The following is a 14,120-nucleotide window of genomic DNA, read 5'->3' as shown; positions in this document are numbered from 1 at the left end:
GCATTCTTTCAAACAGTACATCTGTTGACTGACACACTGCTTTCGCGAGCAAGCCCGCTCCCACATTGGGCTTCGGTGAAGTCAGGTGCACCATTTCGCGCCGAGGATCACAGCCTTTTCTATCCATACCGCGCATTGCCGTTGTTTGGCACGACCGCTGCAACCCTCCCGCGTCTTCTCCCTTCCAGCAAGGACTCCCCATGACGCAGAACGCCCCCGGCAACGATTACCCCCTCAGCGAAGTCCCGATGCACGCACGCAAAGGCCTGGCCTCGACGGCGATGGTGTTACTGGGCTTCACGTTTTTCACCGCGACCATGTTTGCCGGCGGCAAGCTCGGGGTCGCCTTCGGTTTTGCCGAGATGATGGCGGTGATCATCGTCGGCAACCTGCTGCTCGGCCTGTACGCCGCGGGCCTGGGTTACATCGCGTTCAAGAGTGGCCTCAACTCGGTGTTGATGGGGCGCTTTTGCTTTGGCGAAGTCGGCAGCAAGCTCAGCGACCTGATCCTCGGTTTCACCCAGATCGGCTGGTACGCCTGGGGCACGGCAACGGCTGCCGTGGTCATTGGCAAATACTTTGATTTGAATGAAGCCACGGTGCTGGGCCTGATGGTGCTGTTCGGTCTGGGCTTCTGTGCCACCGCCTACATCGGTTATCGCGGGCTGGAGATTCTGTCGTACATCGCGGTGCCGGCGATGATGTTGTTGCTGATGCTGTCGATGTGGGTGGCGACGGCGAAGGTCGGCGGCTTCGAAGGCTTGCTCAGCGTGGTGCCAACGGGTTCGCTGGATTGGTCGACCGCGATCACCCTGGTGTTCGGCACCTTCGTCAGCGGCGCGACGCAAGCGACCAACTGGACGCGATTCTCGCGTTCGGCGCGGGTGGCGGTGCTGGCCAGCCTGATCGGCTTTTTCATCGGCAACGGCCTGATGGTGCTGATCGGCGCGTACGGCGCGATCGTTTATCAGCAACCGGACGTGGTTGAAGTGCTGCTGTTGCAGGGTTTCGCCATGGCCGCGATGGCCATGCTCTTGCTGAACATCTGGAGCACTCAGGACAACACCATCTACAACTTCGCCGTCGCCGGCTGCAACCTGCTGCGTACCGGTCGGCGCAAGACCGTGACCCTCGGCGGCGCGGTGATCGGCACACTGCTCGCGCTGCTGGGCATGTACGACATGCTGGTGCCGTATCTGATTCTGCTCGGCACGGTGATTCCGCCGATTGGCGGGGTGATCATGGCTGACTTCTTCTATCGCTGGCGCGGGCACTATCCGCGTCTGGCCGACGCACGGTTGCCCGCGTTCAACTGGCCGGGGCTGGCGGCCTACGGCGTGGGCACTGTCGCTGCGTTCAGCTCGCCGTGGGTCGCGCCGCTGGTAGGGATTGCCGCTGCCGCGCTAACGTATGTCATCGTCACCGGTATGCTCGGCGCCCGTCGCGTCAGCGCACCACTACAAGACTTATAAAAAGGATTCGCCTGATGCACATCATCAACGCCCGACTGCGCAACCAGGAAGGCCTGCACGAATTGCACCTGCAAGACGGCCTGATTCACAGCATCGCCCGCCAGACCGAAGCGCCCACCCTCGGCCCGAATGACCTCGACGCCGGCGGCAACCTGGTGGTGCCGCCCTTCGTCGAACCGCATATCCACCTCGACGCCACCCTGACTGCCGGCGAGCCGCGCTGGAACATGAGCGGCACGCTGTTCGAAGGCATCGAGTGCTGGGGTGAACGCAAGGTCACCATCACCGAGGAAGACACCAAGACGCGCGCCAAGAAGACCATTCAGGCGCTGGCTGCCCACGGCATTCAGCATGTGCGCACCCACGTCGACGTCACCGACCCGCAACTGACCGCACTCAAGGCCATGCTCGAAGTGCGCGAGGAAAGCCGTCACCTGATCGACCTGCAAATCGTCGCGTTCCCGCAGGAAGGCATCGAGTCGTTCCGCAACGGTCGCGAGCTGATGGAAGAAGCGATCCGCATGGGCGCCGACGTGGTCGGCGGCATTCCGCATTTCGAGTACACCCGCGATCAGGGCGTCAGCTCGGTGAAGTTTCTGATGGACCTGGCCGAGCGCACCGGATGCCTGGTCGACGTGCACTGCGACGAGACCGACGACCCGCATTCGCGCTTTCTCGAAGTGCTCGCCGAAGAAGCGCGCAGCCGCGACATGGGCGCGCGCGTCACCGCCAGCCACACCACGGCGATGGGCTCTTACGACAACGCCTACTGCGCCAAACTGTTCCGCCTGCTCGGCCACTCCGGCATCAGTTTTGTCTCCTGCCCGACCGAGAGCATTCACTTGCAGGGGCGCTTTGACAACTTCCCGAAACGCCGGGGCGTCACCCGCGTCAACGAGTTGCTGGAGGCCGGCATGAACGTGTGTTTCGGCCAGGATTCAATCGTTGACCCGTGGTATCCGCTGGGCAACGGCAACATCCTGCGCGTACTCGAAGCCGGCTTGCACATTTGCCACATGCTCGGTTATCGCAACCTGCAAAGTGCGCTCGATCTGGTCACCGACAACAGCGCCAAGGCCATGCACCTGGGCGAACGTTATGGACTGGAACAGGGCCGCCCGGCAAATCTGCTGATTCTCTCGGCGGACAGCGATTACGAAGTGATCCGCAGCCAGGGCTTGCCGTTGTATTCGATTCGTGACGGTAAAGTGCTGATGAAGCGGCAGATGCCGGTGGTGGAGTTCAGTGGCGGCTTGAGCTGAGTCGAACGCAATATTGCGTACACCACAAAGCCCCCTGTAGGAGCGAGCCTGCTCGCGATAGCGTTCTATCAGTCAACAGTAATGTGGCTGACACACCGCCATCGCGAGCAGGCTCACTCCTACATTTGGATCGATGGTGGACGATTCAACCCATCAGCCGCGCCGTGCCGAACAATCTGACGCGCAGCAACTCCCCTTCCGAAACCTCAAGCAAAATCGGTGCGGTGCCACCGGGCATGACCACTTGCACTTCCCCCATCTCGACCCAGCCAACCCGCCACGCCGCACACGCCACCGCACTGGCACTGGTGCCGGATGACGCGGTCGGCCCTTCGCCGCGCTCGAATACCCGGGCGAGGATTTTCTGCGGCGACGCCAGCGCGGCCCATTGCAGATTGACACCCGCCGGGCAGGGATTACCGGCACCGGTGGGCACGGCATAGGCAATCTCGGTCAGCCTGTCGTTCAGAGGTGATTCAAGCATCTGCTCGTTGCTCGGCAAAGCGCCGGCATCGCTGAGCAGCGTTACGCAGTGAGGATTGCCGATGCGTACGAATTGACTATGCGTCCAGTCGGGATCGAGTTGTGCCAAGGGCTGAACATGGCTGACGTTCCGACTATTGAACTGAATGCTCCCAACCGCCCGCGCACCGACGGCATCCGGCCCGAATCCGGGTTGGCCGAGATCCAGCCAGAAGCCCTGCACGCCTTCTACATCAGCCGGTTTCACCGAGGTCTCCACTGCTGCGCCTTTGTCATGATTAACGCACAACACTGCGCCTCCCTCCGGCATCAACCCCTGCTCGGCCAACGCCTGAGAGAAAATCGTCAAGCCGTTGCCACTGCGCTCGGCGAGGGAGCCGTCGGTGTTGACGATCAGCACATCGAATGGCGCCGATGTCTGGAACGGGCCGATCAGCAGGCCATCGCTGCGGTGAGGTTTGCTGTTCGCCGGGCGTTGGCCTTGGGGCCAGTGGCAGCACAGGGCGATCGCTGCTGCGCTCCACTTCTGCCGAGACGAGGCGCACTGGGCAGCGCTTGTCGGCAGATCAATGCCGGCCTGGCGCAAGGCTTCGGGAGAAACCACTGCGTAGATATTGCCGCGTGCGTCGTAGAACCTTGTCATGCCCTATTCCCGTCTTTCATGCTGGCGAAAATCCCACTGTAAACCGCAATCTCCTGTAGGAGTGAGCCTGCTCGCGATGGCGGCGTGTCAGGTTTATAAAATATCGACTGGAATACCGCCATCGCGAGCAGGCTCACTCCTACAGGTTACGATGTCGGCTGCACGCCCTCGAACAGACTGCGATCGAACCTCGACGCAGTCAGAATGTCACTCGGGATGCCGTTGTTTTTTTGCCAAGGATCGATATGACCAGCCTCAACCCCCAAGACACTTTTGTCCCCGGACGCCTGCAACAGATGTCCACGCGCATCGCCTTTTTCATCGCCGGCCTCGGTATCGCCGCGTGGGCGCCGCTGGTGCCGTACGCCAAGGCACGCGCCGGGCTGGATGAAGGCACGCTGGGGTTATTGCTGCTGTGCCTGGGCGTCGGTTCGATTCTGGCGATGCCGCTGGCGGGGATTCTTGCCACGCGCTTCGGTTGCCGGCGCGTGGCCACCGGCGGCACGTTGCTGATCTGCGCCGCGTTGCCCTTGCTGGCGACGGTGTCGTCGATTCCGGCGCTGATCGCCACGCTGTTCATGTTTGGCGCAGGCCTGGGCACGGTGGATTCGACGGTGAACTTGCAAGCGGTCATCGTCGAGCGCGCCAGTGGCAAGCACATGATGTCGGGTTTTCACGGTCTGTTCAGCCTGGGCGGAATCGTCGGCGCGGCCGGCGTCAGCGCCCTGCTCGGCCTCGGCCTGACACCGCTTGCGGCGATGCTGGTGGTGGTCGTATTGCTGATCGGCGCCCTGCTCAAGTGCGTGCCGCACATGTTGCCTTACGGCAGCGAAAGCTCCGGCCCGGCCTTCGCCATTCCCCACGGCATCGTGCTGTTTATCGGTGGCATGTGCTTTATCGTCTTCCTCACCGAAGGCGCGGCGCTGGACTGGAGCGCGGTGTTTCTGGCACAGGAGCGCGGGATCGACACGGCGTATGCAGGATTGGGTTACGCAGCGTTTGCCTTGACCATGACGGTCGGGCGTCTGCTCGGTGATCGCATCGTGCGCAAGCTCGGTGCTACGCGGATCATTCTGTTTGGCGGCCTGCTGGCAGCGGCGGGATTGTTTCTGGCGACGTTCGCGCCGAGCTGGCAAGCGGCGCTGGTCGGCTACGCGCTGGTCGGTGCCGGCTGTTCGAACATCGTGCCGGTGCTGTACACGGCGGTGGGCAAGCAGACGGTGATGCCGGAAAGCATCGCAGTGCCGGCGATTACCACACTGGGGTATGCCGGGATTCTCGCGGGGCCAGCGGTGATCGGTTTTGTCGCCCATGCCAGCAGCCTGAGTTTTGCCTTTGGGCTGATGGCGGTGTTGCTGGTGGCTGTCGCGATTGGCGGCAAAGTCCTTAAAGTCTGATCTGTGGCGAGGGAGCTTGCTCCCGCTGGGTTGCGCAGCGCCCCCCGCTTTGGGGCCTGCTGCGCAGTCCAGCGGGAGCAAGCTCCCTCGCCACAGTGGCAGCGGCTAGAAACCGACGCTGGCCTGCACAAAGAACGTGCGCGGCGCACCGACATACATCCCCGAGTTGTTGTCACTGGAGCGAGTGAAGTACTGCTTGTCGAAGACGTTCTTCACCCCGGCACCGAGCTTGAGGTTCGACAGCTGCGCGCCGAAGTCATAGCCGCCGCGCACGTTCCAGGTCACGTAGCCTGGAATGTCACCGTACTGCCCGTCCGCCGTGCCTTCGGTGATGTAATTGCCGTTGAAGCTGCCGTCGGCGTTCACGCCGGTGCCGGGTGAGCGCTGTTTCGATTGGGCAAAACCATCAATGTTGTAGGTCCAGCGGTTGATGTCGTAACGCAGGCCCACGGTCGCCACCTGCCGCGAGTAGAACGGCAGATCGCGGCCCTTGAAGCCGGGAATCTCGCCTTCATAGGTGGCGCGGGTGTAGGTGAATCCGGCGTTGGCGGTCAGGCCATCGAGGCGTGGATCGAGCGCGGCCATGTCGTAATGCACCGATGCTTCGAGGCCCTGGTGCTTGGTCGCGCCGAGGTTGGTCCAGCCGACATCGTTACTGATGTATTGCAGCTCGTCATCGAAGTCGATGTAGAACAGCGTCACTTCCCCGCCCCAGACGTCATCGTTATAGCGCGTACCGATTTCGTAGGTCTTGGCCTTCTCCGGCTGCAGACCGTTGGCGGTGCTGTCACCCGAACCGCCCTGGCCGAGCTGGAAATACTGCAGGCTGCCAAACGAAGTTTCGTAGTTGGCGAACAGTTTCCAGGCATCGGACAGGTGATACATCACGCTCAGCGCCGGCAGCGGCTCGTTGCTTTCGATGCTGCGGTTTTTCTCCGGCACCGGCCGCCCGGCGGTGTCGAGCACGGCGCGGTCATGCCAGTCGGTGCTGATGTGTTCGAAGCGGATACCCGGAGTGATCGTCCACTGGCCGACGTCGATCTTGTTGTCGACATACACCGAATTGGCCTCGGTGCCGCCGGTGCGGTCCTGGAACACATGACCGTCGGACGTCGGCCTGACCACCGGCTGATTGTTGACCAGCGCCAGACGGCTCGATTCTTCGTGCATCGCCTCTTTCAGATAACGATAACCAACGCTGACTTCTTGAGTGGTCGGGCCGACATCGAACACCCGCGATACCCGAGGTTCGATGCCCAGGGTGTAATACGAACGCGGGTACGAGCTGAGGGTTTTCTGATCGCGCGCAGCGATGGTGCTGCCACGGAAGCTGTCGGTGTAATAGGTGAGGATCTCTGCCTGGGTGCGCTCGTCGATCTGCCGAATCCACTTGAACGACACGTCTTTGCGCCGACCCGTGAACTGGTCATAGTCGCGCACCGATTCATACGGTTTGTCGTCGTACTGCTTCTGCGTCAGACCGCCGGGCATGTCGGCGCTGGCGTCGTAGTAGTGGAAGTTGAGGCTGAAGTCGTCCTGATCGGTCGGCGCCCAGTGGGTCTTGAGCAGCACGTCGTCGATGTCATTGCCGTTATTGCGCTCGCGATAACCGTGACCGTTGACGCCCGAATACAGCAACGCCACGCCCATGCCGTTGTCGGCCGTGCCGCCGAGGAACGCGGTGTCGATGTGCTTCCAGCCGCCGTACTGGGTGGTCTCCAGAGTCGTGCCGATTTCACCGGTGGTTTTTTCCGGAATCGCGCGGGTCACGAAGTTGATCACGCCCCCGACGTTTTGCGGCCCGTAACGCACCGAGCCGGCGCCGCGCACGACATCGATGCTGTCGAGGTTGCCCGATGAAATCGGCGCCATCGACAGCTGCGGCTGGCCGTACGGGGCGAAAGCGGCCGGTACGCCGTCGATCAGCACGGTGGAGCGCGGCGACAGTCGCGAGGTCAGGCCGCGCACGCCGACATTGAGGGAAATGTCACTGCCACCAGTGCCGTTAGAGTCTTGCACCTGCACGCCGGGTACACGCTTGAGCACGTCACTGACGTTCATCGCGCCTTGCTCGACCATCGCTTCGCGGCGAATCACGGTACGGGCGCCAGGGTGGTTCTGCACCACGGCGGCGTCGGCGTCACCGAGCCAGTCACCGACGACCTTGATGTCGGTCACGCCCAGTTCCAGCGGGCCATTGCTGGCGGCGGACGGCGCTGCAGGGGCGAGCGTCACCGAGCCTTCGTTGATCTGATAATCGAGGCCGCTGCCCTGCAACAGCTGACGCAGCGCCTGCTCCGGCGAGACATTCCCCTCGACCGCCGGGGCCTGCTTGCCGGCCACCAGCTCCGGGCTGAAAAACACTTGCAGCGACGTCTGCTGACCGAGTTCGCTGAGCGCCTGGCCCAGCGGCTGGGCGCGGATATGGATGGCCTCGGCGGCAACGGCCAGCGGCATCGCAGCATTGACCGCCAGCGCGAGGGCGAGCGGCAACCAGGGAGATTTTTTATTGTGGGTTGTGGTGTTTTTCACGTCGTACGGAGTCCTGTGGATCGCAAGAGTGTGCGGCTGTTAATGCAAACCAGTTGCAGTTGAACAGGAAGACGATGAACTCGAAAAAAACCTGAATGCTATTTTGAAATTATTTCCTGGCTGCCATCAGCGAGGGTCCGAACGGCCACTGGCAGGATGCTCGGCAAGACTTTGAGCAAGGCGTCGGTGTCGTCGGATCTGAACACACTGGTCAGGCGCAGGCTGGCCACGTTCGGGTTGGCGACCGTCAGCGGCTTTTCGCGATAACGCGACACTTCGGCGGCCACTTCGCTGAGGCTGGCGTTGTTGAACACCAGTTTGCCGTTGCGCCATGCCGTCAGTTCTGCCGGGTTGACCGCATAGGCTGCAGCGACTTTGCCTTGGCCGTCGACGTAGGTGCCCAAGCCGGCGGTCAGGCTGATGAACGCTCCGTCCGGGGCATTGCGCCCCTGCACTTCCACCGTGCCCTGCTCTACCGCCACGCGGGTTTGCGCAGCATCGCGGCGCACATCGAAGCGCGTGCCGGTGACCGTGACCTTGCCACTGCCGGCCTCGACCACAAACGGACGGGCGCTGTCATGCTCGACGCTGAACATCGCCTCGCCTGCGCTCAACTCGATAAGCCGACGATTGTGCTCGTAACGCACCTGCACTCGGCTGCGGCTGTTCAAGTCGATCACCGAGCCATCCGGCAATACCACGTGTTTGCGCTCGCCCAGTGCCGTGGCGAACTCGGCGCGGTAACCGCCCGGATCATGCAAACCACTGAACAGGCCAAGCCCCAGCGCAACGGCCAACACACTCGCAGCGACGGCATAACGCAGCAGCGGTCGCCGCTGACGGCGGGGTGGCGGGGTTTCGGCAAGCGCGTTGAGGCGTGAGGCCGGCAGCAGATCCGCCGCCGTCCACAGGCCCTGTAACAACTGGAATTCTTCGCGGTGTTGCGGGTGCTCATTCAGCCAGGCGTCGAAGCGTTGCTGTTCTTCGGCGCTGACCGCCGGCTCCTGCAATCGCACGAACCAGCTCGCTGCCTCGTCGCGTACCGTCGCTTGCCCACAGGCGCAATCACCCGTCTCCCTCATGGAATGTCCTGTCCGGCTGAAGATGAAAAGGTCCGAGCGTTCATGACTGCAACCCGTCGAGACGCTCGCGCAGATGCCGCAGGGTGCGGATCATATACTTTTCGACCATGTTCTTGGACAGCCCCAGGCGCTCGGCGATTTCCGCCTGCGTCAGGCCCTCGATCTTCTGCCAGACAAAAATCTTCCGGCAGTTGAGCGGCAGCTCGCTGAGCGCGCGCTCGATGGAATCGGCCAGCTGGATCGCGTGCATGTAATGCTCCGGGTCGCCCGCTGACGACGCATTTTCATCCACCACGCCCGATTCCATGGCACCACGTCGATCCTCCCGCCGATAACCGTCAACCGCTATATTGCGCGCGGTCTGGTGCAGATACGCCCGAGGTTGTTGCACCGCCGCCGAATCCGACTCAAGCACCCGCACAAAGGTGTCGTGCGCCAGATCCTCGGCTTGCGCGCGATTGCGCAGGCGGCGAGTCCAGGTGCCGATCAACTCTTCGTAATGCTCGAAAAAGCCGGGGCTGCGGGGACGCATGGGGTATGAGCGGCAAGCTGAGGAAAGGGGCGTGAATAGTAATGCTTCGTATTAATACAAAGCAATGCACGCTGCGACGGTGTACTGATGCGCAAGGCGCAACCACCGACGACGCCGAGTGCACAAGCACCCTGAAGATCTCTCTGTAGGAGCTGCCGAAGGCTGCGATCTTTGACTTTTAAAAGACAAGATCAAAAGATCGCAGCCTTCGGCAGCTCCTACAGGGGATGTAGGCAGCTTAGGCCTGGGGCAGTTTACGGAAGCCCACCGCCAGACGATTCCAGCCGTTAATGGTGTTGATCGCCACGGTCAGATCGACCATTTCCCTGGGCGTGAACTGCGCGGCGACGACGGCGTAATCTTCGTCCGGGGCATGGGTCAGGCTCAGTTGCGTCAGCGATTCGGTCCACAGCAGCGCGGCGCGTTCACGATCGCTGAAAAACGGCGCTTCGCGCCATGCCGTGACCGCGAACAAGCGGCGCGGGGTTTCGCCGTCCTTGAGCGCATCGCTGGTGTGCATGTCGATGCAAAATGCGCAGCCGTTGATTTGCGAGGCGCGCAGCTTGACCAGCTCGATCAGGCTTTTTTCCAGTGGCAATTTCGAGACAGCGGTTTCCAGCGCCATCATCGCTTTCAGGGCATCAGGGGACGCGGTGTAGAAATCGGTACGAGGCTGCATCTGTGGCTCCGGGGTTGCGAATGAATGTGCGGCTACGTTAGCCCCGGGCCGTGGTTCGGCAAATAGCCAATTGTGCGCAAGAACAGTAGGCCACCGGCATCGGCATCGCCATCGACCACTCGTCACTCACCCGGCACCAAGGGCTCAGCACGCCAGACCAACATCAGGTAATCCCTTTATCAGGAGATGCTCCATGACTATGCGCACACTCACTTCGTTCTTGCTCGCCGGTCTGCTCGCTGCGGGTTCGGCAGCAACCTTCGCCGCCAATGACAGCACCGACGCCACCGGCACCAAGTCCGGCGCCACCAGCGGCTCGACCATGCCGCCGGACAATACGCCGGGTTCGCCGTCCGGTGGCAGCGGGTCTGGCGGCTCGAATAACGGCAGCAAATCGGGCACAGGCTCAGGCACTGGCATGGGCACCGGGACAGGCACCAATGGCGGCGCCAGCAGTTCCGGCTCGGGCGCGGGCGGCGGCACCGGTTCGGCCGGCGGTGGCACAGGCGGTGCGGGTGGCGGCACGGGCGGCTGAACGAACAAGAGCCATCCCAAGTAGCCTGTAAACGAAGAAATCTACTGTGGGAGCGGGCTTGCTCGCGAATGCGGTGGGTCAGTCGAATCTGAATTGACTGACCCACCGCCTTCGCGAGCAAGCCCGCTCCCACAGTTGGAATGTGTTGTTTCCAAGATCAGCGATCCGAGCGCATCAGCGCGGCAAAACCTTCCTCCGGCGAGAACACCGCCGCCCTGTCGCGGCCGGCGTTTTTTGCCTCATACAACGCCGCATCCGCGCGCCGGATAAACGTCTCCAGGCTGTCGTTACCGTTCGGGATAAATGAATAACAGCCCAGACTCACAGTGAGATAACCGATGGGCGAACCACTGTGGACGATGTGTTTATCGATCACGCTGCGCCGAATCTGCCCTGCAATCGCCAGCGCGCCGTTGATGTCGGTGTCCGGCAACAGCACGGCAAACTCTTCACCGCCGTAACGCACCGCCAGGTCCGACTTGCGCTGGCAACACGTCTTGACCACCTGCGCCACTTGCGCCAGGCATTGATCGCCGGCGACATGCCCGTAGGCATCGTTGTAGCGCTTGAAAAAATCGATATCGAGCATGATCAGGCTGACCGGACTGACCTGCCGTGCACAGCGGGCAAATTCGATTTCCAGCGAGCGCTCGAACAAGCGCCGATTGGCCAGGCCAGTGAGGCTGTCATGGGTCGCGATCTGCTCCAGCGCCCGTTGCGCCTTGCGCAGGTTTTTTTCAATGCGCTCACCGTTGCGCACTTGATGGATGAACACCCAACCGAACAGCCCCACCCCGAGGATCACCAACGCAACGATCACGCTGGACTGAAACGCGCGCTCCGACCAGCCCTGCAGAATCGTCTCGCGCGAAGTCGCCGCGGACACCACCAGCGGATACGACGCCAGTTGCCGATAGCCATACAACCGGGTAACGCCGTCGACCACCGAGTCGAGCATTGCCGTGCCCGCCGTCGCGTTCGGTAGAAGGGTCTGGTAGATCTCACCGTGGGCCACCGAGGTGCCGATCAGCGATTCGTCGAAAGGCCTTCGGGCAAGCAAGGTGCCGTCGGTCAAGGCGAGAAACATGATGCCGCTGTCGTCCAGGCTGAAACTTTTGAAAAACCGGTCGAAGTAGGACATCCGGATACCGGCCAGCAGCACGCCCTGAAAATTGCCGACGCGGTCGTTGATGCGCCTGGACACCGGGATGATCCACTCGCCGTTCTCGCGACTGCGAATCGCTGGACCGATGTGGGCCACGGTCGAGACATTCTGCTGATGGAACTTGAAATATTCGCGATCGGCCACGCCGTTGCCACGGGGCAGATCGGCGAGGGAGGTGATGACCCATTGCCCCTCGCGGTCGAAAAGAAACAGGCCGTGCAGTTGCTCCAGCTGCTGCGCGCGACGGGCGAAAACCCTCTGTAGACGCGGTCTCTGCGCGGCGCCGTAACCATCGTCCTGAATCCAGTCGACCAGACTGGTCAGCACCAGGTCCGCCGCCATGATCGTGTCCTCGGCCTGCTGCGCCATCGCCCGCGTCAGGTTGCTCGATGCCACTTGCGCCACCGCCAGGTCCTGACGCCGCGACTGCTCCAGTTGCAGGTACAACAGACCACACAGGCACAGGCTCACGGCAACGATAAACAGCACCGCCGCTTTGCGCAGGGGCAGGCGCTTGAGCGCGCCGGGGGCCTGATGCGGATCTTGAGGGGAGATAGGCAAAAGCATGTCCTGGGCAGGTACGACAGGGGCGCGAGCCCGAAACCCTTATGTTTGTGAGCGTAGCCCACCGGGGTGTACGGGGCAAACGCCCGCCTCCCGCCCAGTTATATCGGCGCCTCCCCCGTTTGGATGATCGCTTTTTGCCGATTTATTTTTTGCTGCTGCTTTGACGCCATTGCGTTTTACTGGGCCAGACGACGCATCGCGCTGCGTAGATGTGCCTGGGCACTCTGCGCATCGCTCGCGCGCATTTGCTCGCAGGCACGTTGCGCGATCGCGTGGGGCACCGGTTTCAATTCGCGCTGCGTGGCCATGGCCAGCAGTTGCACCTGCGCGGCGCGTTCCAGGTAATAGAGATCATCCCAAGCCTGGGCGATAGTGGGCGCGGCGACGATCACTCCGTGGTTTTTCAGGAACAGGATATCGGCATCGCCCATGACCCCGGCGATGCGGTCGCCCTCGGACTCATCCAGCGCCAGGCCGTTGTAATCTTCATCCACCGCTGTGCGCCCATAAAATTTCAGCGCGGTTTGCCCCAGCCACAACAGCGGCGGTCCTTGCAGCAGGCACAACGCGGTGGCGTGCGGCATGTGCGTGTGGAAGGCGACTTTCACCCGCGGCAGCTGTTTATGCAGACGCGCATGGATATAGAACGCTGTCGCCTCGGGTTCGCCCGCGCCGTCGACCACGTGGCCATCGAAGTCGCAGACCAGCAGATTCTGTGCGGTCACTTCGGCAAATGCGTAGCCGTACGGGTTGACCAGAAACAACTCGTCATGCCCCGGCAGCATCGCCGAAAAATGATTGCAAATGCCCTCCTCCAGTCCATGCAACGCCGCCAGCTGAAAGCACGCGGCGAGTTCGTGACGGGCGGTGACGATTGCCTCGGTCTCAAGGTTGAGTGTCGATATCGACCGGGGCCGAACACTGCCGCTCAAGGTGTGCGCCATGGCAATTCTCCTTACATCCAGCCGAGGGATTTGAACAGGGGCAGCACGTGATCAAGCGCGCTCAGCGTTGCGTCGGGACGATAGTCCGGCAACAACTGACGACCGGTGCCGCGATCGATCCAGACGCAGCGAAAGCCCATGTCCCGCGCTGCCGTGTGATCGAGCATGGGGCTGGCGCAGACGTGCACTGTTTCATCGCGCGTCACGCCCAATTGCTCATGAGCGTAGTCGAACAGCCGGGGCGCGGGCTTGTAGGCGCCGGCCTGTTGCGCAGTGATGACCCGGTCGATATGGCCGCCGAGCTGCGCGACGTTACCGGCAATGATCGCGTCATCCGTGTTGGAGACGATACACAGTTTGAAGCCCATGGCTTTGAGCTGCGCGAGGGTCTCGATCACTTCGGCAAACGGCGGCATCTTCGGAATCGCGGCGGCCAGGCGCTGACTGTCTTCGGCCAGGCTCGGCAAACCCAGTTCTTCCAGGGCCAATTGCAGAGCGAGACTGCTCAGCTCGCGAAACGAACGATGCGGCGGGGTTTGTTCGAGACGGTGTTCGTGACGGTCGTACACTTCAATCAATTGGTTCGCGTCGACGTGGTGCTCGCCCTTCTCGCTGAGGATTTCCCCGACGACGGCCTTCAGGCCCTCATCCCATTGGATCAGCGTGCCGTAACAATCGAAGGTCAGCCATTCGGGGCGTGGCGTGTTGGTCAGGGTCATTGGTCGGTTCCTCGGTGGTGAGGGTTTCAGCTTATGAGCGACCGGTGATAGTGTGAAATTAAATAAACAGACGAACGTCAGTTACAAAACAAATATCGAGAACACCGC

12 protein-coding genes are annotated in these 14,120 nt (G+C 62.0%); 4 read left to right on the top strand and 8 right to left on the bottom strand.

The annotated features are described in order from the left end of the window. The first annotated feature begins 200 nt into the window (after nucleotides 1-200). Together codB and codA are read left to right on the top strand one after the other, a co-directional pair. Nucleotides 201-1,472: a cytosine permease gene (gene codB, locus HU739_RS00605; RefSeq protein WP_186552602.1), complete on the top strand. Its 1,272-nt coding sequence runs from the start codon at nucleotides 201-203 to the stop codon at nucleotides 1,470-1,472. Between the two features lie 14 nt (nucleotides 1,473-1,486). Continuing rightward, on the top strand, nucleotides 1,487-2,734 hold the full coding sequence (gene codA / locus HU739_RS00600) for a cytosine deaminase (RefSeq protein WP_186552601.1): 1,248 nt from the start codon (nucleotides 1,487-1,489) through the stop codon (nucleotides 2,732-2,734). A 145-nt stretch (nucleotides 2,735-2,879) separates the two neighbouring features. Here the strand turns inward: codA and HU739_RS00595 are convergent, their stop codons facing one another. Beyond that, nucleotides 2,880-3,860, bottom strand: a complete 981-nt coding sequence (locus HU739_RS00595; RefSeq protein WP_186552600.1) for a diaminopimelate epimerase — start codon at nucleotides 3,858-3,860, stop codon at nucleotides 2,880-2,882. Between the two features lie 245 nt (nucleotides 3,861-4,105). Between HU739_RS00595 and HU739_RS00590 the strand changes: the two genes are divergently transcribed. Further along, nucleotides 4,106-5,257, top strand: a complete 1,152-nt coding sequence (locus HU739_RS00590) for an MFS transporter (protein WP_130909827.1) — start codon at nucleotides 4,106-4,108, stop codon at nucleotides 5,255-5,257. 105 nt (nucleotides 5,258-5,362) lie between these two features. On the opposite strand, the gene HU739_RS00585 is transcribed toward HU739_RS00590, so the two are convergent. The 4 genes from HU739_RS00585 to HU739_RS00570 all read right to left on the bottom strand — a co-directional run bounded on the left by HU739_RS00585 (nucleotide 5,363) and on the right by HU739_RS00570 (nucleotide 10,082). Further along, nucleotides 5,363-7,789 carry a TonB-dependent siderophore receptor gene (locus tag HU739_RS00585; RefSeq protein ID WP_186550503.1) on the bottom strand — a complete coding sequence of 809 codons (2,427 nt, stop codon included), beginning with the start codon at nucleotides 7,787-7,789 and terminating at the stop codon, nucleotides 5,363-5,365. A 98-nt stretch (nucleotides 7,790-7,887) separates the two neighbouring features. After that, nucleotides 7,888-8,871 carry a FecR family protein gene (locus HU739_RS00580; RefSeq protein ID WP_186550501.1) on the bottom strand — a complete coding sequence of 328 codons (984 nt, stop codon included), beginning with the start codon at nucleotides 8,869-8,871 and terminating at the stop codon, nucleotides 7,888-7,890. 40 nt (nucleotides 8,872-8,911) lie between these two features. Beyond that, a complete protein-coding gene (locus tag HU739_RS00575) occupies nucleotides 8,912-9,403 on the bottom strand; it encodes a sigma-70 family RNA polymerase sigma factor (protein ID WP_186550499.1) in 492 nt (163 codons plus the stop codon). 238 nt (nucleotides 9,404-9,641) lie between these two features. Continuing rightward, the gene (locus tag HU739_RS00570; RefSeq protein WP_186550497.1) at nucleotides 9,642-10,082 is read right to left on the bottom strand and encodes a carboxymuconolactone decarboxylase family protein; all 441 of its coding nucleotides are present in this window, start codon (nucleotides 10,080-10,082) and stop codon (nucleotides 9,642-9,644) included. Nucleotides 10,083-10,275: 193 nt separating this feature from the next. Here HU739_RS00570 and HU739_RS00565 point away from each other — a divergent pair, with 193 nt between their 5' ends. Continuing rightward, nucleotides 10,276-10,617, top strand: coding sequence for a hypothetical protein (locus HU739_RS00565; protein WP_186550495.1), 342 nt, complete (start codon nucleotides 10,276-10,278; stop codon nucleotides 10,615-10,617). 157 nt (nucleotides 10,618-10,774) lie between these two features. Here HU739_RS00565 and HU739_RS00560 read toward each other — a convergent pair whose 3' ends face one another. From HU739_RS00560 to HU739_RS00550, 3 genes are all read right to left on the bottom strand, one after another. Beyond that, nucleotides 10,775-12,343, bottom strand: a complete 1,569-nt coding sequence (locus HU739_RS00560; protein ID WP_186550493.1) for a sensor domain-containing diguanylate cyclase — start codon at nucleotides 12,341-12,343, stop codon at nucleotides 10,775-10,777. A 182-nt stretch (nucleotides 12,344-12,525) separates the two neighbouring features. Then, on the bottom strand, nucleotides 12,526-13,293 hold the full coding sequence (locus tag HU739_RS00555) for an aldolase (RefSeq protein WP_186550490.1): 768 nt from the start codon (nucleotides 13,291-13,293) through the stop codon (nucleotides 12,526-12,528). Between the two features lie 11 nt (nucleotides 13,294-13,304). Then, on the bottom strand, nucleotides 13,305-14,012 hold the full coding sequence (locus HU739_RS00550) for a haloacid dehalogenase type II (RefSeq protein WP_186550488.1): 708 nt from the start codon (nucleotides 14,010-14,012) through the stop codon (nucleotides 13,305-13,307). Nucleotides 14,013-14,120 lie beyond the last annotated feature (108 nt).

The organism is Pseudomonas hamedanensis (genome assembly GCF_014268595.2).
GTDB lineage: Bacteria > Pseudomonadota > Gammaproteobacteria > Pseudomonadales > Pseudomonadaceae > Aquipseudomonas > Aquipseudomonas hamedanensis.
Note: the sequence above shows the minus strand (reverse complement) of the source record. Positions and strands in the feature narration are given on the sequence as shown.